Origin of the sequence: Pleomorphomonas sp. T1.2MG-36 (assembly GCF_950100655.1) — a bacterium.
Lineage (GTDB): Bacteria > Pseudomonadota > Alphaproteobacteria > Rhizobiales > Pleomorphomonadaceae > Pleomorphomonas.
This window is the reverse complement of the sequence record NZ_CATNLY010000001.1, coordinates 1,043,356-1,059,224: the sequence shown is the minus strand read 5'-3', so window position 1 is coordinate 1,059,224 and position 15,869 is coordinate 1,043,356. Positions and strand designations below refer to the sequence as shown.

The following is a 15,869-nucleotide window of genomic DNA, read 5'->3' as shown; positions in this document are numbered from 1 at the left end:
GAAGGGCCGGAACGCCGCCGCTGGCATTCGCGTTGGACTGCGGATAGGGTGCGCCCCGCAATCCGCCGGACCAGATCATGACGCATACGACCGACCAGCCGGTTCTCACCGAGGACGACAAGACCAAGATCGTCGTCACCGCCCTTCTGTGCATGTTCCTGGCCGCCCTCGACCAGACCATCGTCACTCCGGCACTGCCGATCATGGGCGCCTCGCTCGGCGGCGGCGAATGGGTGTCGTGGATCGTGTCGGCCTATTTCCTGACGGCGACGGCGGTGACGCCGCTCTACGGCAAGCTCGCCGACCTCAAGGGGCGGCGGCCGGTGCTCTATGCCGGCGTCGGCATCTTCGTGGCCGGCTCGCTGATCTCGGCGATGGCGCCGACGATGGCGGTACTGATCGCCGGCCGTGCCTTGCAGGGTCTCGGCGGCGGTGGCCTGATGGCGCTCGTCCAGACCATCATCGGCGACGTGGCGCCGCCGCGCGAGCGCGGCAAGTACATGGTGTACATTTCCGCCGTCTGGGCGACGTCGAGCATCGCCGGGCCGGTGCTGGGCGGGCTTCTGGCCGAATATGTCCACTGGTCGGCGATCTTCTGGCTGAACCTGCCGCTCGGCATCGTGGCGGTCAGTCTGTCGATGAAGCCGCTGTCCCGCCTGCCGGACATCCGTCGCGACCATCGGCTTGATATCCAGGGCGCGCTGATGATCATGGCGGCGACGCTGTTGTTCCTGTTGCCACTGACGCTCGGCGGGCATGCCTATCCTTGGAGCTCGCCGCTCATCCTGAGCATGCTGGTGGCATCGGCGGCCACCTTCGTGCTGTTCGCCTGGTACCAGTTCCAGCCGGAAGAGCCGCTGTTGCCGCCACGCATCTTCGGCGACCGGGTGATCGCGCTCACCTCGGCCACCTCCTTCCTGGCGGCGGCCGGCATGTTCGGCTTCTCGGTCTATTATCCGGTCTACCTGCAACTGATCGACGGCCTCGGCGCCTCGGCGGCCGGTCTGGCGTTGCTCGGCCCGATGCTCGGATCGGTGGCGGGCTCCAGCATCTCGGCGCGGATCCTGCGCAAGGGGAAGCACTACAAGCGGCTGCCAATGATCGGCAGCGCCCTGTCGATGGTGTCGCTGGCGGTGGTCGGCCTGCTCGCTGGCGACGTGTCCTTCTGGGTGATCGAGGCGCTGGCGGCGCTGACCGCCTTCGGGCAGGGCACGCTGTTCCCGGTTGGCACCGTCATGGTGCAGAACGCCGCCAACCCGCGCGACCTCGGTACGGCGACTGGCGCCTATACCTTCGTGCGCTCGCTGGGCTCGGTCGTCGCCATCGCCGTGCTGGGCGCCATCGTCGGCAGCGCCGGCATCGGCGAGCATATCAGCGAGGGGGCGCTGGCCCCGGAGGCCCGGGAGAGCGCCGTCGCCGCCTTCAGGGCGCTGTTCTTCGCCGCCGCCGCCGCGCAGCTGCTGTCGCTGGCGCTGCTGTCCCGCATCGAGGAGCGCCCCCTGCGCGGCCGCACGCCGCCGCCGGTGGACGAATAAGGTCTGGCCGGCCGCGTTGGCCGGCGAGGGAGGAGTTTGAATGATCCTGCATTGCGTGTTCATGAAGATGCCGGCCGCCGCTTCGTCGGCCGACGTCCTGAAGCTCTATGGCGCCGTGGCGGCGCTGAAGTCGTTCGTGCCCGGCATGGTCGACTTCAAGGCCGGCCCGAACGCATCGCCGGAAGGCCTCGGTCACGGCTTCCAGCACGGCTTCGTCGTCACCTTCACCGACGCGGCGGCGCGCGATGCCTATCTCGTCCACCCCGAGCACGTGAAGGTCGGCGACAAGATCGTGGCCGCCGCCGAGGGCGGGCTGGACGGTATCCTCGTCTACGATTTTGAAGTTTGAACGGCGTTTTCCGGCGTTTCTGACGGCTTTCATATCGATTCAACCGTCAAGGCATTGTCGACGGGCGGCGTTGGCTGTAGAGCTTAGGAGTGTTGCGGACGATACTTTCGTCTGAGTGACTTTCCCTTTCGCCCACCACAGCAGGCCCATGTCCTTCTCCGACCCGCTCGACCTTGCCGCCCGTCTGCCCGCGCCCGACCGTCTCGCCCTGTTCCTCGATGTCGACGGAACGCTGATCGGTCCCACCTATGCCGACCGGGAGCGCGGCATCGCCGCCGACCGCATCGCCCTGATCGACCGGCTCTACCACCTTCTGGGTGGCGCACTCGCCATCGTCAGCGGCCGCTCGGTGGAAACGGTCGATCCGATGTTCACCCCGCTGAAGCTGCCCGTCGCGGCGCTGCAAGGCGCCGACCGTCGATTTGCCGACGGGCGCCGCTTCACCCCGGTGCAGACTCCGGACGAGCGCAAGGCGCTCGAGGAGATCGCCAAGGTGGTGGCCGACGCCTATCCCACCATGGACATCCAGTGGAAGATCGGCGCGCTGGCCATCGTCTACAACGAGGGCGACCCGATTGCGCTGAAGGCGGCGGCCCTGGCCGAGCGCCACTCCGGCGGCCACGTGGCGGTGATTCCCGGCCGCGTGTCGGTCGACGTGGTGCCGCAAGGCGCCAACAAGGGGTCCGGCATCGCCTTCCTGATGGAGCACACGCCGTTCCACGGCCGGGTGCCGGTGCATGTGGGCGACGACGTTCCCGACGAGCCCGGCTTCCTCATGTCGCGCGATCTCGGCGGCTACGGCATCACCATCGGCCGCAAGGTTGAGGGCGTCGACAGCCGCTTGCCCGACCATGAGGCGACGTGGGACATGCTCGCCGCCTATGAGGCGCGCTGGCTGGACGACGAGCGCGCCGCCGCGCAATAGCTGCGGCTGCCGGCGGATCAGCCGATGGCGATCCGCACATAGGTTGTGTCGTCGAAATAGTCGCGGCCCGGCATGAACGGCCGCGACCCCATCACCCTCTCCACCATCAGCGGATCGTTCTCCCTGACGCGGGCGATCTCCGCCAGTCCGTCGGCGAGCGTTGCCGCCGGAGACAGGAAGCCGTCGGAGGCGAGCACGATCTCGCGGGCGTCCGTCGCCTCGAACACCTCGACGAAGCGGTCGGGCACGAAAGTGCCGGCAAGGCCGCCGTAGGCGAGGGGGTCGTCGCTGTCGAGGTTGAGGAAGGCGTGCTGGGCGAGAACCAGCGGCCGGAAGGGCTGCTCCATCGTCGGCACCCTGAGTTCGGCATCGAGACTGGTGAGACCGAGCCGGAGCCGCGCCCGGATGACGGCGCAGCGGAATTCGTAGCCGATGCGGTCGATCTCCTTGCCGCCGTGATACTCCCGCCCGTCGATGCGGACGTGGCAATCGCCCACCCGCCAGACCTCGCCGCGTGCCCGTGACCAGACGGCGGCCACCGCCGAGGGGCGCATCATCGTCTCGTCCGGCCAGTCGCCGATCGCCCTGATGATGGCGGCCGTGGCGGCGTCGACGAAGTCGCGGACGGTGGCGTCCGACGCCAGCTCCCTGACCGCCTGTTCCACCGCCTCGGCGGCGACGATGCCGCCCGGACGGTCGCCGATCGGACCGGAGGAGGTGGCGCCGTCGATGACGGCGGCGAAGTCATCCGTGACGACCAGCCGGTCTTCCTTCTTGGCGTCCGTATCCTTGCCGGTGGCGCACAGGCTTTCGATCACCCTGAAGCGGCGTGGAGAGATGGTCATGGGGTCTCCGCGTTGCGGCCTCGGCCGGTCGCGAGGGCGTCAGTCGACGTGGCCGGTGATCTTCGGCAGATAGTCGCCGCCATGCTCGACCCAGAAGCGATACATCGCCTCGGCCGACGGCAGCAGCCGCTTGTCGGTGCGGCGGACGACGTTCCAGGTCTTTATGAGGGGCAGGCCGATCACGTCCATGATGACGAGGCGGCCGGCTTCGACCTCGGCGGCGATGGTGTGCGAGGAGATGAAGGAAATGCCGAGGCCGGCCATCACCGCCTGCTTGATGGTCTCGTTGGAACCCATCTCGAACTCGCGGACGTCACGCCCGCCGTCGTGCTTGCTGATCAATTGGCCAAATGAATTGCGGGTGCCGGAGTTGACCTCTCGCACCAGGAAGGTCTCGCCCATCAGGGCTTCGATGGGAATGTTGCGCTCGTGGGCCAGCGGATGGTCGGGCGCGCAGATCATCACCTGCGGGTGCTTGCCGATGGGCTTGGCCTCGACCTCGAACTCGACCGGAGGCCGGCCCATCACCGCGAGGTCGACCTCGTAGTTCCGGAGGCGCTGGATGGTCTCGTCGCGATTGCCGACGATGAAGTCGATGTCGACCTTGGGCCGTTCCTTGCGGAAAGCGGCGAGCACCGTCGGCGCGAAGTAGCGGGCGGTGGAGACGACGCCGACGGCGACGCGGCCGGAGCCCGCCTCGCGCATCTCGGCCAGGGCGCCCGAGCACTCGTTGAGCAGGGCCTCGATGCGGTCGAGCGTGGTGGCGATTTCCCTGCCGGCCGAGGTGGCGATGAAGCGGTCGCCGACGCGCTCGAGAAGCGGCAGGCCGACGAGGTCTTCCAGCGCCTTCACCTGGGCGGTGATGGCCGGCGGGGTGACGTTCATGGCGGAGGAGGCGGCGGTGACGGTGCCGGTCTTGATGACCGCCGACAGGAATCGCAGCTGCTTCAAAGTCGTGTGGCGCATGCTCGAGTTCCTGTCTCTCCATGTCTCGACGCCGGCCCGCCCGGCGACTGTTCCTGCTCCGGAATCACATTGGTCTTCCGAAGCTTACCGCAAGCTATCGCCGGATGCCATTTGCCGGACACCGTTTCGACCATTGTCGCGGGGATAAGATGAAAGTCTCTCCCGCTCCCCGGAGGTTGCTCCCTGGGTGCTCGTCAAAAGCGACGGCATCGTGACCGGGGAGCCACAATCGGCGGAGGATGGACAGGGTGGACGCTTCCCGCGGTTGACGACCGCCGAAGCCACCGGCAGGATCGGTCCATCGCAACAGGAGCGTGGATGTCACGTCTGTCTGAATCCCGGTGAAGGCCCGCCCGGCATGGTGCCGGCAATGCGGGCCCATTCCATTGTCGCCCCGGAGGCCACCCGCTTCCGGAACGCTTTGGTGCGCCCTAGTGGCGCCACTTCGGACTTCAGACCCATGGATATTTCACGCGCCGAGCAGCGCATTCTGCACCTGCTTGCCCAGGGCGGACGCATCGAGATCGTCCGCGACGACCGCGGCGACATCGAAGAGCTTTCCTGTTTCAGCCGCGACGGCTGGCTCTACAATGAATTCAGTCTTGCCATGTTCCGCAAGCTGAAGAACAAGCGGGCGATCGCCTCGAAGAACAGCAAGCCCTATCGCATCACCCAGCGCGGGCTGGAGCTAGTGCGCTCGCAGCCCGACAATCGGTGAAGCGAGTGCCGGCGGCGGCCCCATCGGCCGCCGCCGGCTCTTGATCGATTACGCCGGGATTTTCCCCCGGTCGGGGAAACGGGGTTAGCACTCGGCGGCGTCTTGCTTTAAGAACGTCTGGCTTTTGAAACCTTTGCCGGAACGCTTCCCATGACCGTCAAGATCGCCCCGTCCGTATTGTCGTCGGATTTCGCCCGCCTCGGCGAAGAACTCGCCGCTGTTGAGCGGGCGGGCGGCGACTGGGTTCACATCGACATCATGGACGGGCATTTCGTGCCCAACATCACCTTCGGCCCGGCGGTGGTGAAGGCGATGCGCCCGCACACCAAGCTGCCGTTCGACGTGCACCTGATGATCGAGCCGGCCGATCCGTTCCTGGCGACCTTCGCCGATGCCGGCGCCGACGTCATCAGCGTCCACAAGGAGGGCGGAGCGCATGTGCATCGCTCGCTGCAGGTGATCCGCTCGCTCGGCAAGAAGGCGGGCATTGTGCTCAACCCCGGCACCGACGTCGGTGGCCTTGAGTACATGCTCGACGAGATCGACCTCGTGCTGCTGATGACCGTCAACCCCGGCTTCGGTGGGCAGGCCTTCATTCCGGCCGTCGTCGAGAAGGTGAAGAAGGTGAAGACGCTGATCGGCGATCGGCCCATTCACATCGAGATCGACGGCGGCGTATCCACCGCCAATGCCGGCTTGCTGGCCCGTGCCGGCGCCGACGTTCTGGTTGCCGGCACGTCGGTGTTCAAGGGCGGTACCGAGGCCGACTACCGCCGCAACATTCAAGCGCTGAGAGACAGTCTATGAGCATTCGCGCCCTGATCTTCGACCTCGACGGCACGCTGGTCGACAGCCTGCCCGACCTTGCCGAGGCGATCAACGACCTGATGGCCAAGAACGGCCTCGCCGCGCACGCGGAGCGCGCCGTGGCGTCCATGGTCGGCAAGGGCGTGCCCGTGTTGGTGCAGAAGGCTTTCGCCGCCCATGGCGTGACCATGGAGGGCGAGGCGCTCGCCGCGCAGGTGAAGACCTATCTCGGCTTCTACGAGCCGCGCGCCACGCGCCTGACGCGCCTTTTCCCCCACACCGCCGACGTGGTGAAGGAGCTTGCCAAGAGCTACCGGCTCGCTGTCTGCACCAACAAGCCGACGGCGGTTTCGCGCGAGATCGTCGACAGCCTCGGCATCGGCGCCGACATCTCGGTGGTGGTCGGCGGCGATAGCGGCGTGACGCCGAAGCCGGCGCCGGACATGATGTGGCTGGTGGCCGATAAGCTCGGCCTCCCCAAGGACGAGGTGCTAATGGTTGGCGACAGTGCCAACGACGTCGCCTCGGCCAAGGCGGCGGGCATCAAGGTGGCGGTGGTGCGCTATGGCTACACCGACATACCCGCCGACGAGCTCGACGCCGATTTCGTGATGGACGATTTCAGGGGACTTCCGGCAGTATTGGAAAAGCTGCGGTAGAACGCATCACTTCAGCGGGAGGGCGGTGTTCGCCTTTCCGTGCGATGCTCCGGCCAAGAGGGCGTGATGGCACCCATCAAGGCACTGATCTTCGATGTCGACGGCACGCTGGCGGAAACCGAGGAGGTTCACCGCCTGGCCTTCAATCGCGCCTTCGCCGAGGCCGGGCTGCCCTGGGTGTGGGAACCCGAGTTCTATGGCGAGCTGCTGTCCGTTCACGGCGGGCGTGCGCGGCTCGTGCATTTCATCGAGCATTATGCGCCGCCTGAGGCCGACGAGGGGCGTCGACGGATCGACGAGTTGCACGCGGCCAAGACGCGCCTGTTCGCCAAGCTGGTGGATCGCCGGCTCGCGCGGCCCCGTCCGGGCATCGAGCGGCTGATCGAAGAGGCTCGCTCGCAAGGACTGGCCGTCGTGCTGGCCACCACGTCGAGCGTCGAGAACGCCGAGGCTCTGATCCTCGCCAACTTCGGGCTCGACGGGCTCGAAAAGATCACCGCCATCGTTGGCGACGCCGGCGTGGTGCGGCCGAAACCGGCGCCGGACGTCTACGAGCTGGCGCTGGCGAAACTGGGCCTGACGCCGCGCGCGGCGATCGTGTTCGAGGACAACGGCCCCGGTCTTGCCGCCGCCACGGCGGCCGGCATTCGCACCATCGTCACGCCGAGCCGCTATGCGGGCGGCGACGATTTCAGCACCGCCTTCGCCGTGCTGTCGCATCTCGGCGACCCCTTCGAGCCCTACCAGCACATCGCCGGGGTTGGCGACGAGGGCGGCACCGACATGGTGACGGTGGCGGCCTTGCAGCGCTGGGTGTCGGACGACGACGACATACTCGGGCTGCTGACCATCGGCGGGCGGCCGGTATATTGAACCGCCTCACAGCCCCACCGGAAAACCCTTGAACGGCTTGATCTCCTTCAGGACGAAGGTGGTCTGCATTTCCTTGATGCGCGGCAGGCGGCGGATCACCGTCATGGCGAAGTCGGCGTAGGTGTCGAGGTCGGGTGAGACGACCTGCAACAGGAAGTCGGCGTCGCCGGCAATGGAGTAGCAGGCGATCACCTCGCGCAGGCGGGCAACGCTTTTCGAGAACTCCTCGGCTTCCGCTTCGCTGTGGCTGTCGATCTTGACCCGGACGAAGGCGAGCACCCCGAGGCCGATCTTCTGTCGGTCGAGCGCGGCGCGGTAGCCGTCGATGACGCCTGTCTCCTCAAGCTGACGCACGCGCCGCCAGCAGGGCGAGGTCGACAGGCCGACGTCCTCGGCGAGCGCCTGGTTGGTCAGGCGGCCGTCACCCTGGAGCGCCTCAAGAATTCTGATATCGACCGGCTCAAGCGTGGGGTTCGGCATAGTCTGTCTCTCATTTGATTACATCTGGCAGATCTTACCTCAGATCGCCCACTCATCGCAAACTCCGGCATGAAATGCCTCGGCCTTGCGAATAACCTTGCCGGCATCGTTCAACGTTCAGGAGTTGCCATGCCGCCCGACTGTCGCCTCGCCATCGTCGTCAATCCCGACCTGCCGGCCGGCCTTCTGGCCAACACGGTCGGCGCCATCGGCATCGGGCTTGGCGCCCGTCTGCCATGGCTCGGCAATCGTCCGCTCACCGATGCCGAGGGGCGCATCATCGACGACAGTTCCATCCTGCCGGTGCCGATCCTGGCGGCTGCGCCGGAGGCCATTGGCGCGCTGATGCTGAAGGCCATGCCGCGCGGCGACGACAGCGCCCTGGTGGTGTTTCCGGCCTTCTCGCGGTCGCTGCACGACTATCGCGAATACGAGGCGATGCTGCCGGACAAGCGCCTCGCCGAGGAGGCGATCGATGGCATCGGTCTCTGCGGCCCGGCGAAGTGGGTGAAATCGCTCACCGGCTCGCTGCGCCTTCTCCGATGATTGCTCAGCGGAACGGCCGGCTGAGAAAGCGAGATCCCCTGAGGCCGAAGCGCCATGGTCGGTCGGCCGCCTTGGTGATGCCGATGCGCGGGCCGGCGACGATGTCGGGGGTGCCTTGGCGCGGGATCAGCACGAAGGGCGGCGCATCGAGCGGCAACCCATCGTGGGCAATGGAGATGCCGAGCGCTTCGGTCAGCCGGCCGGGGCCTGCGGCAAGGAGGCGCGGCTCGGCGGTCCGTCGCCGCTCCGCCATCACCCCCAAGCCGGCGGTCGGTTCGATGGCCCTCAGCAGCACGGCGGCGCCGTGGCCCACCGGGCCGGTGACGATGTTGACGCACCAGTGCACGCCATAGGAACGGTAGACATAGGCGGTGAGCGGCGGGCCGAACATGGCGCGGTTGCGCGGCCGCTCGCCGGTAAACGAGTGCGAGGCGGGATCGTCGGCCTCGTAGGCCTCGGTCTCGACGATGATGCCGCCGGCGCCATCGACGAGAAGGGTGGCGCCGATCAGCAGCGGCGCCAGCTCGATGGCGGGGAGGGGAGACAGGGGAGCGATCACTTGGCCTTCCGGGGCTTGATGCGGCGGGCGAGACCCTCGACGAGGCGATCGGCGACGAAGCGGATGCGGCGGCTGGGCTTGAGGTCTTCGTGGTAGGCGAGCCAGAGCGGCAGCGCGAAGCCGATATCCTCGACCGGCAGCCGCACGACGCGCGGCTCGGCCTCGGCGATAGGCGCCTGGATGAAGCCGATGCCGGCGCCGGCTATGACCATCTGCCAGCCGACGACGTGGTCGTCGCAGCGGATCGGGAACCACTCGCGCGGCACCGGCAGGCCGGCGCGGGCAAAACCCTGCAAGAGATCGTCGGCCCTGTCGAGACCGATGACGTCGTGGTCCAGGAGATCGGCCAATCGGGCCGGCGTACCGCGCCGGGCGAGATAGGCGGGCGACGCGTAGACGGCAAGCGGAATGTCGCCGATGCGTCGGCGAACGAGCTGGGGTTGGCGCGGCTCGTACATGCGGAGCGCGATGTCGGCGTCGCGGCGCAACAGGTTCTGCGTCTCGTCGCTGGCGACGATCTCTATGTCGACATCCGGCTCCTCGACATGCAGCGCCGCGATGACGTCAGGCAGCAGATAGGTCGCCACCATGCGGCTCGCCGTGACGCGCACCGTACCGGCCAGGCTGTCGCCGGTGCCGCTTGCCTTGCGCTCCAGCGCCAGCGCCGCCTCGCCCATGCGACGGGCATCCTCGACGAGGTCGAGGGCGGCCGGCGTCGGCTCCAGGCCGCGCGGCTGGCGACGGAACAGTGGCGTGTCGAGCGTTTCCTCGAGCTCGCGGATATGCCGCCCGACCGTCGGCTGGACGAGGCCGAGCCGGTCGGCCGCCGCCGACAACGATCCGCTGTCGACCACGGCGAGGAAGGAGCGAAGAAGGGTCCAATCGAGCATGTTGATATGCAAAAATGAATGATGCTGCGACAATTATAGCGAATTGATGTGCAAATTCAACTCATCTATTCCCACTCCCAGGCGTTTCGTTCTTTCTGGTCCGGCTCCCGCGCCGGGGAAGAAAGGAGGAAGGCGAGTTCCATCAACCGATTGCACGGATTGGATATTTCAGGAGATCGACATGACCGGACATGTTCTCGTTCTCGGCGCCCTCGGTGGGGTCGGCCGGGCCGTCGCCGAGGAGTTTCATCGCCAGGGCTGGCAGGTATCCGGTCTGGTGCGCAAGGGGCGGGCCGGCGAGCTGCCGGATTGGGCTTGGCCGGTGGAGGCCGATCTCACCGACGCCGAGGCGGTGGCCAAGGCGGCGAGTTCCAAGGTCGACGTCGTCTTCGACGGCCTCAACGCGCCCTACCATCGCTGGGCCGAACTGGCGAAGCCGCTTTACGCCGCCGCGCTTGCCGTCGCCGAGCGGCTCGGCGCGCTGCATCTCTTCCCCGGCAACGTCTACGGCTTCGGCGAACGCATGCCGGACCGGCTGACGCCGGACCTCGTCGCCGCGCCGACCTCGGACAAGGGGCGCATCCGCGTCGAGATCGAACGGAGTTTCGCCGAGGCGGCGCGGGCCGGGCGCGTCCGCACCTGCATCCTCCGGGCCGGCGATTTCTTCGGCCCGTCCATCACCGGGCAAAGCTGGCTGTCGGCCCTGATCGCCGCCAAGGCCGGGCAGGGCGTCATCCGCTCGCCGGGGCCGGAGAACGTGCCGCACGCCTGGGCCTATCTGCCCGACCTTGCCCGCGCCTTCGTGCGGCTGGCCGAACAGCGCGATCGCCTCGACGCTTTCGAGGTGTTCCACTTCGAGGGGCATACCGCCTCGATCGCCGACATCGCCGAGGCGGCCGGCGTGGTCCACCGGCGGCCGATGCGGGTCCGGCGCGTGCCCGGCTTGGTGTTCACGTTGATCGGCCTGTTCGATCCGGTGATCCGCGCCTCGCGCGAGATGGCCTACCTCTGGCGCGTGCCGCACCGGCTGGCCGACCGCCGCCTCGAAATGATCACGGGGCCGCTCGTGGCGACCCCGCTTTCCAAGGCACTGGCATCGATCGGCCGTTGACGCCGCCGTTACAGAAACTCGCCCTGCACGGCGAAGCAGGCGACCTGGGCGTTGCCACCGGGCGCATTCAGCAGCTTCGGCTGGTCGACGTCGCAGGGTTCGTAGCGGAAGGGGCAGCGCGGATGAAAGGCGCAGCCCTTGGGCGGGTGCAGCGGCGACGGCAGTTCGCCGGTGAGGCGGATGCGCTCGCGCCGCTTCTCCGGCTCGGTGGTCGGCGTCGCCGAGAGCAGGGCGCGGGTATAGGGATGGCGCGGCGTGTTGAAGATCTCGTCGGCCGTGCCGAACTCGACGGGGCGGCCGAGATACATCACCATCACCTCGTCGGCGATGTGGCGCACCACGGAAAGGTCGTGGCTGATGAACAGGTAGGCGAGGCCGAACTCCTGCTGCAGGTCCATCAGGAGGTTCAACACCTGCGCCTGGATGGACACGTCGAGGGCCGATACCGGCTCGTCGAGCACCAGGATCTTCGGGTTGAGCATCAGGGCCCGCGCGATGGCGATGCGCTGGCGCTGACCGCCGGAGAACATGTGCGGATAGCGGTCGTAATGCTCGGGCCGGAGACCGACCTTCTCCATCATCGCCCGCGCCTTGGCCTGCCGCTCGGCGGCTGACAGCGAGGTGTTGAGGCGCAGCGGCTCTTCCAGGATGGTGCCGACCTTCTGGCGCGGGTTGAGCGAGCCGTAGGGGTCCTGGAAGACGATCTGCACGGTGCGGCGAAGCTCGTGGCTCGGCGCATGGTCGAGGTGCACCGGCTTGCCGTCGATGATCAGGTCGCCGGCGGTCGGCGGCTCGATCATGGTGACGAGGCGGGCGAGCGTCGACTTGCCGCAGCCGGACTCGCCGACGACGGCCAGCGTCTTGCCGACGGTCAGCTTGAAGGAAGCCTCCGACAGCGCGCGCACGGTGGCCGGCTCGCCAAACATGCCGCGTTTCAGGCTGTAGTGGCGGGCGAGGTGCTGGGCCTCGAGGACGACTGGAGCATTCATGCCGAGATCCTCCGGTCGAGGATGGCGGCCGGACCGGGATGGCCGACCGGCTTGCCCTGATTGAGCGGGTAGTGGCAGAGCGCGTAGCCGGCAGCCTGCCCCTGGGTGACCGGCGCCTTCTCGACGCAGCGCTCGGTGACGAACTCGCAGCGCGGGCTGAACAGGCAGCCGGCGGGGCGGTCGTACTGACCGGGCACCACGCCGGGGATCGACGGCAGGCGGCGGCTGGTCGCCCGTTCGGGCAGCGCCGACAGCAGGGCCGCCGTGTAGGGATGGTGCGGGTCGGCGAACAGCTGGGCGACCGGCTGCTCCTCCACCTTCTGGCCGGCATACTGCACCGACACCCGGTTGGCGGTTTCGGCGACGACGCCCATGTCATGGGTGATCAGCACCAGCGCCATGCCGGTATCGCGCTGGAGCTTGGCCAGGAGGTCGAGAATCTGCGCCTGGATGGTGACGTCGAGCGCGGTGGTCGGCTCGTCGGCGATCAGGAGCTTGGGATTGCAGGCGATGGCCATGGCGATCATCACGCGCTGGTTCATGCCGCCCGACATCTGGTGCGGGTAGGTGTCGAGGCGTTCGGCGGCCGAGGGAATGCCGACCAGCTCAAGGAGCTCGACGGTGCGGTCGCGCCGGGCACGCTTGTTGAGGCCGAGATGGACCTTCAGCACTTCGCCGATCTGCCAGCCGACCGTGTAGCACGGGTTGAGCGAGCTCATCGGCTCCTGGAAGATCATGGCGAGATCGTTGCCGATGATGCGCCGCCGCTCGCGGGCGGGGATGGTGAGCAGGTCCTTGCCGTCGAACATCATGCGGTCGGCGGTGATGGTCGCCGTCCACGGCAGCAGACCCATCAGGGCCAGCATGGACACCGACTTGCCCGAGCCGCTCTCGCCGACGATGGAGACGATCTCGCCGGGCTCGACGGTCATCGAGACGCCGTCGACGGCGCGAAACTGGCCGCCCACCGTGCGGAAGTCGACCGAGAGGTTGCTGATTTCGAGAATGGGCATCACGACCTCTTCAGCTTCGGATCGAGGGCGTCGCGCAGGCCGTCACCCATCAGGTTGATGGCGAGCACGGTGATCAGGATGGCAAGGCCGGGGAAGGTCACCACCCACCAGGCGCGGGTGATGAACTCGCGCGCTTCGGCCAGCATGGTACCCCATTCCGGTGTCGGCGGCTGGGCGCCCATGCCGAGGAACCCGAGGGCGGCGGCGTCGAGAATGGCGCCCGAAAACGACAGGGCCGCCTGGACGATCAGCGGCGCCATGCAGTTCGGCAGGATGGTGACGAACATCAGCCAGATCGGGCCGGCGCCCGAGACGCGGGCGGCCGTGACGTAGTCGCGGTTGCGCTCGGAGAGCACCGCCGCGCGGGTGAGACGCACGTAGTGCGGCTGCGCCACGATGGCGATGGCGATCATCGCGTTGGTGAGGCCGGGACCGAGGATGGCGACCAGCGTCAGCGCCAGCAGAAGCGACGGGAAGGCGAGGATGACGTCCATGACGCGCATGATCGCCGTGTCGACCCAGCCGCGGAAGAAGCCGGCGAACATGCCTATGACGACGCCGCCGATCAACGACACCGAGACGACGACGACGCCGATGAACAGCGAGAAGCGCGAACCGAAGATCAGGCGCGACAGGATGTCGCGGCCGAGCGCATCGGTGCCCAGCAGAAAGATCCCCGCGCTGCCATGGGTGAGGGGAGGTGCCAGAAGCGCGTCGCGGAACTGCTGGTCGGGGTCGAAGGGGGCAAAGATCGGCGCGGCGAGCGCGACGAACACCAGCGCCGCGAACAGCACCAAGCCGGCGACGGCACCGTGGTTTTCCGAGAAATAGCGCCAGAATTCCTTGAGGCGCCCCGGACGGACAGAAGCGGAGACAGCGGTCATCTGGTTACCTCTGGTGCCGGATCTTGGGATTGACGAGGCCGTAGAGCATGTCGACCACGAGATTGACGCCCATGACGATGAGGGCGATCAGCACGAGCCCCCCCTGCACGGCCGGATAGTCGCGGCGGAAGATGGAATCGACCATCCACTTGCCGACGCCCGGCCAGGAGAAGATCGTCTCGGTCAGGATGGCGCCGGCCATCAGCACGCCGATCTGCAGGCCGATGGTGGTGATCACCGGGATCAGGGCGTTGCGGAGCGCGTGCACGGCGACGACGCGGAACGGGCTGAGCCCCTTGGCCTTGGCGGTGCGGATGTAGTCCTCGCCCAACACTTCGAGCATGGCCGAGCGGGTCTGGCGGGCGATGACGGCAAGCGGAATGGTGCCGAGCACGATGGTCGGCAGGATGAGATGGCTCGCCGCCGACCGGAAGGCGCCCGCCTTGCCGGACAGCAGGCTGTCGATCAGCATGAAGCCGGTCACCTTGGGGAAGAAGAACATCAGCGAGATGCGGCCGGATACCGGCGTCCAGCCAAGTATGCCGGAGAAGACGATGATGAGGAGCAGAGCCCACCAGAAGATCGGCATGGAGTAGCCGACCAGCGCGGTGGCCATGGCCGTATGGTCGAACCAGGAATTGCGCTTGACGGCGGCGATGACGCCGGCCGGCACGCCGAGCGCCACGGCGAAGATCACCGCGCAGAACGACAGTTCCAGCGTCGCCGGGAACAGCGTGAAGAACTCGGTGAAGATCGGCTTCTTGGTCGAGATCGAGGTGCCGAAGTCGCCGTGCATCAGGTCGGTGAAGTAGTAGATGAACTGCTTCCAGAGCGGCAGGTCGAAGCCGAAGCGGTGCATCAGCTCGGCGTAACGCTCGGGCGATATGCCGCGTTCGCCGGCCAACAGCAGCACCGGATCGCCCGGCAGCAAGCGGATGAAGAAGAAGGCGACCAGGCTGACGCCGATGAAGGTCGGGATCAAGAGGCCGAGGCGTCGGAGGATGAAACCGAACATGGTGCGGGGTCAGTCCTGGCTCGAGAGTTGCTTGACGAAAATGTGTGTCGGATGCGTTTCATGGCGCCCGTCCGGAGTCCAGATCGGAGCTTGCCGGACGCCGCTGTCGCGCCAGCCGGCCCTTGCGTAGAACCGATGGGCGCGATCGTTGCCGGCCGAGCACTGGATCGCCGCGTCGCGAATGCCGCGCCGGACGAGTTCAGACTCGGCTGCGGCCAGCAGCGCGGCAGCAAGGCCCGTGCCGCGCGCCTCGGTCGCCACGTAGAGCTGGTCGATCTCATCGCCTTCGATCGCGGCAAAGCCGGCAACGTTGCCGTCCCGTTCGGCGACGAGGATGCCGGCTTCGAGCGGCCCGAGGCGAAGATCGAAGCTTTCCAGGCTCCGTTCGGCAACCACGGCCGCCGGCAGGACCGCCCCATGGCCGTCGTGCCAGGCGTCGTGCCATAGCCGCACGACCGCGGCGCGGTCATCGGAACGATATGGGCGAAGGATGGGCGCGTTAGGCATGGGGCTTCCAGTAGCCGCCGAAAACCCGGGCTGCAAGCGACAACGTCGATATTTGACCATTTTCGCGGCATGAAATTGCCGCGATTTCCGCCACCCTACATGGTTTCCCGCATGAGGAGGCAATCGGTGTGTCGCCGTCCGGACCGGTCCCCGGATGCGAAAACGGTTCCGGAGATTGCTCCCCGGAACCGTGTCCGT

At 67.3% G+C, this 15,869-nt stretch carries 19 protein-coding genes; 9 read left to right on the top strand and 10 right to left on the bottom strand.

Annotated features, from left to right (window positions below):
- The first annotated feature begins 77 nt into the window (after positions 1-77).
- From QQZ18_RS04960 to QQZ18_RS04950, 3 genes are all read left to right on the top strand, one after another.
- Complete coding sequence (locus tag QQZ18_RS04960) at positions 78-1,535, top strand: MDR family MFS transporter (protein WP_284538474.1); 1,458 nt, start codon at positions 78-80, stop codon at positions 1,533-1,535.
- 40 nt (positions 1,536-1,575) lie between these two features.
- A complete protein-coding gene (locus QQZ18_RS04955; RefSeq protein WP_284538472.1) occupies positions 1,576-1,884 on the top strand; it encodes a Dabb family protein in 309 nt (102 codons plus the stop codon).
- Between the two features lie 148 nt (positions 1,885-2,032).
- Positions 2,033-2,809 (top strand): trehalose-phosphatase, encoded by a 777-nt coding sequence (locus QQZ18_RS04950; RefSeq protein WP_284538470.1) that lies wholly within the window; start codon positions 2,033-2,035, stop codon positions 2,807-2,809.
- Between the two features lie 17 nt (positions 2,810-2,826).
- On the opposite strand, the gene QQZ18_RS04945 is transcribed toward QQZ18_RS04950, so the two are convergent.
- The gene (locus QQZ18_RS04945; RefSeq protein ID WP_284538468.1) at positions 2,827-3,654 is read right to left on the bottom strand and encodes a hypothetical protein; all 828 of its coding nucleotides are present in this window, start codon (positions 3,652-3,654) and stop codon (positions 2,827-2,829) included.
- Between the two features lie 39 nt (positions 3,655-3,693).
- On the bottom strand, positions 3,694-4,620 hold the full coding sequence (locus QQZ18_RS04940) for a LysR substrate-binding domain-containing protein (protein WP_284538466.1): 927 nt from the start codon (positions 4,618-4,620) through the stop codon (positions 3,694-3,696).
- A 460-nt stretch (positions 4,621-5,080) separates the two neighbouring features.
- Between QQZ18_RS04940 and QQZ18_RS04935 the strand changes: the two genes are divergently transcribed.
- The 4 genes from QQZ18_RS04935 (at position 5,081) to QQZ18_RS04920 (ending at position 7,677) form a co-directional block, all read left to right on the top strand.
- Entirely contained in the window at positions 5,081-5,338 is a 258-nt protein-coding gene (locus QQZ18_RS04935; protein WP_284538858.1) for a YjhX family toxin, read from the top strand.
- 150 nt (positions 5,339-5,488) lie between these two features.
- Positions 5,489-6,145 carry a ribulose-phosphate 3-epimerase gene (rpe, locus tag QQZ18_RS04930; RefSeq protein WP_284538464.1) on the top strand — a complete coding sequence of 219 codons (657 nt, stop codon included), beginning with the start codon at positions 5,489-5,491 and terminating at the stop codon, positions 6,143-6,145.
- Positions 6,142-6,804: a phosphoglycolate phosphatase gene (gene gph, locus QQZ18_RS04925; RefSeq protein WP_284538462.1), complete on the top strand. Its 663-nt coding sequence runs from the start codon at positions 6,142-6,144 to the stop codon at positions 6,802-6,804. Before rpe ends, gph begins: the two co-directional genes overlap by 4 nt.
- Before the next feature lie 66 nt (positions 6,805-6,870).
- Entirely contained in the window at positions 6,871-7,677 is an 807-nt protein-coding gene (locus QQZ18_RS04920; protein ID WP_284538460.1) for an HAD-IA family hydrolase, read from the top strand.
- A gap of 6 nt (positions 7,678-7,683) precedes the next feature.
- On the opposite strand, the gene QQZ18_RS04915 is transcribed toward QQZ18_RS04920, so the two are convergent.
- A complete protein-coding gene (locus QQZ18_RS04915) occupies positions 7,684-8,157 on the bottom strand; it encodes an Lrp/AsnC family transcriptional regulator (RefSeq protein WP_284538458.1) in 474 nt (157 codons plus the stop codon).
- A 129-nt stretch (positions 8,158-8,286) separates the two neighbouring features.
- On the opposite strand from QQZ18_RS04915, the gene QQZ18_RS04910 reads away from it, so the two are divergent.
- Complete coding sequence (locus QQZ18_RS04910) at positions 8,287-8,703, top strand: DUF2000 domain-containing protein (RefSeq protein ID WP_284538456.1); 417 nt, start codon at positions 8,287-8,289, stop codon at positions 8,701-8,703.
- Between the two features lie 4 nt (positions 8,704-8,707).
- Here QQZ18_RS04910 and QQZ18_RS04905 read toward each other — a convergent pair whose 3' ends face one another.
- The gene (locus tag QQZ18_RS04905; protein WP_284538454.1) at positions 8,708-9,262 is read right to left on the bottom strand and encodes a DNA-3-methyladenine glycosylase; all 555 of its coding nucleotides are present in this window, start codon (positions 9,260-9,262) and stop codon (positions 8,708-8,710) included.
- Positions 9,259-10,152, bottom strand: coding sequence for a LysR family transcriptional regulator (locus tag QQZ18_RS04900; RefSeq protein ID WP_284538452.1), 894 nt, complete (start codon positions 10,150-10,152; stop codon positions 9,259-9,261). The genes QQZ18_RS04905 and QQZ18_RS04900 overlap by 4 nt, the downstream gene beginning before the upstream one ends.
- A gap of 181 nt (positions 10,153-10,333) precedes the next feature.
- Here QQZ18_RS04900 and QQZ18_RS04895 point away from each other — a divergent pair, with 181 nt between their 5' ends.
- Entirely contained in the window at positions 10,334-11,263 is a 930-nt protein-coding gene (locus QQZ18_RS04895; protein ID WP_284538450.1) for an NAD-dependent epimerase/dehydratase family protein, read from the top strand.
- Between the two features lie 8 nt (positions 11,264-11,271).
- Here QQZ18_RS04895 and QQZ18_RS04890 read toward each other — a convergent pair whose 3' ends face one another.
- Genes QQZ18_RS04890 through QQZ18_RS04870 form a run of 5 tightly spaced genes read right to left on the bottom strand, consistent with a single transcriptional unit; the run spans position 11,272 to position 15,671 of the window.
- Positions 11,272-12,252: a peptide ABC transporter ATP-binding protein gene (locus tag QQZ18_RS04890; RefSeq protein ID WP_284538448.1), complete on the bottom strand. Its 981-nt coding sequence runs from the start codon at positions 12,250-12,252 to the stop codon at positions 11,272-11,274.
- The gene (locus QQZ18_RS04885) at positions 12,249-13,265 is read right to left on the bottom strand and encodes an ABC transporter ATP-binding protein (protein ID WP_284538447.1); all 1,017 of its coding nucleotides are present in this window, start codon (positions 13,263-13,265) and stop codon (positions 12,249-12,251) included. The genes QQZ18_RS04890 and QQZ18_RS04885 overlap by 4 nt, the downstream gene beginning before the upstream one ends.
- Positions 13,265-14,149, bottom strand: coding sequence for an ABC transporter permease subunit (locus QQZ18_RS04880; protein ID WP_284538445.1), 885 nt, complete (start codon positions 14,147-14,149; stop codon positions 13,265-13,267). The genes QQZ18_RS04885 and QQZ18_RS04880 overlap by 1 nt, the downstream gene beginning before the upstream one ends.
- A gap of 4 nt (positions 14,150-14,153) precedes the next feature.
- Positions 14,154-15,164 (bottom strand): ABC transporter permease subunit, encoded by a 1,011-nt coding sequence (locus QQZ18_RS04875; protein WP_284538443.1) that lies wholly within the window; start codon positions 15,162-15,164, stop codon positions 14,154-14,156.
- Between the two features lie 9 nt (positions 15,165-15,173).
- The gene (locus QQZ18_RS04870; protein ID WP_284538441.1) at positions 15,174-15,671 is read right to left on the bottom strand and encodes a GNAT family N-acetyltransferase; all 498 of its coding nucleotides are present in this window, start codon (positions 15,669-15,671) and stop codon (positions 15,174-15,176) included.
- Between the last annotated feature and the right edge of the window lie 198 nt (positions 15,672-15,869).

What these genes read in the sequence shown, in the direction of transcription:
- QQZ18_RS04960 (WP_284538474.1), top strand. Translation starts at nt 78, where the DNA reads ATGACGCATACGACCGACCAGCCGGTTCTCACCGAGGACGACAAGACC.
- QQZ18_RS04955 (WP_284538472.1), top strand. Translation starts at nt 1,576, where the DNA reads ATGATCCTGCATTGCGTGTTCATGAAGATGCCGGCCGCCGCTTCGTCG.
- QQZ18_RS04950 (WP_284538470.1), top strand. Translation starts at nt 2,033, where the DNA reads ATGTCCTTCTCCGACCCGCTCGACCTTGCCGCCCGTCTGCCCGCGCCC.
- QQZ18_RS04945 (WP_284538468.1), bottom strand. Translation starts at nt 3,654, where the DNA reads ATGACCATCTCTCCACGCCGCTTCAGGGTGATCGAAAGCCTGTGCGCC.
- QQZ18_RS04940 (WP_284538466.1), bottom strand. Translation starts at nt 4,620, where the DNA reads ATGCGCCACACGACTTTGAAGCAGCTGCGATTCCTGTCGGCGGTCATC.
- QQZ18_RS04935 (WP_284538858.1), top strand. Translation starts at nt 5,081, where the DNA reads ATGGATATTTCACGCGCCGAGCAGCGCATTCTGCACCTGCTTGCCCAG.
- rpe (WP_284538464.1), top strand. Translation starts at nt 5,489, where the DNA reads ATGACCGTCAAGATCGCCCCGTCCGTATTGTCGTCGGATTTCGCCCGC.
- gph (WP_284538462.1), top strand. Translation starts at nt 6,142, where the DNA reads ATGAGCATTCGCGCCCTGATCTTCGACCTCGACGGCACGCTGGTCGAC.
- QQZ18_RS04920 (WP_284538460.1), top strand. Translation starts at nt 6,871, where the DNA reads ATGGCACCCATCAAGGCACTGATCTTCGATGTCGACGGCACGCTGGCG.
- QQZ18_RS04915 (WP_284538458.1), bottom strand. Translation starts at nt 8,157, where the DNA reads ATGCCGAACCCCACGCTTGAGCCGGTCGATATCAGAATTCTTGAGGCG.
- QQZ18_RS04910 (WP_284538456.1), top strand. Translation starts at nt 8,287, where the DNA reads ATGCCGCCCGACTGTCGCCTCGCCATCGTCGTCAATCCCGACCTGCCG.
- QQZ18_RS04900 (WP_284538452.1), bottom strand. Translation starts at nt 10,152, where the DNA reads ATGCTCGATTGGACCCTTCTTCGCTCCTTCCTCGCCGTGGTCGACAGC.
- QQZ18_RS04895 (WP_284538450.1), top strand. Translation starts at nt 10,334, where the DNA reads ATGACCGGACATGTTCTCGTTCTCGGCGCCCTCGGTGGGGTCGGCCGG.
- QQZ18_RS04890 (WP_284538448.1), bottom strand. Translation starts at nt 12,252, where the DNA reads ATGAATGCTCCAGTCGTCCTCGAGGCCCAGCACCTCGCCCGCCACTAC.
- QQZ18_RS04885 (WP_284538447.1), bottom strand. Translation starts at nt 13,265, where the DNA reads ATGCCCATTCTCGAAATCAGCAACCTCTCGGTCGACTTCCGCACGGTG.
- QQZ18_RS04880 (WP_284538445.1), bottom strand. Translation starts at nt 14,149, where the DNA reads ATGACCGCTGTCTCCGCTTCTGTCCGTCCGGGGCGCCTCAAGGAATTC.
- QQZ18_RS04875 (WP_284538443.1), bottom strand. Translation starts at nt 15,164, where the DNA reads ATGTTCGGTTTCATCCTCCGACGCCTCGGCCTCTTGATCCCGACCTTC.
- QQZ18_RS04870 (WP_284538441.1), bottom strand. Translation starts at nt 15,671, where the DNA reads ATGCCTAACGCGCCCATCCTTCGCCCATATCGTTCCGATGACCGCGCC.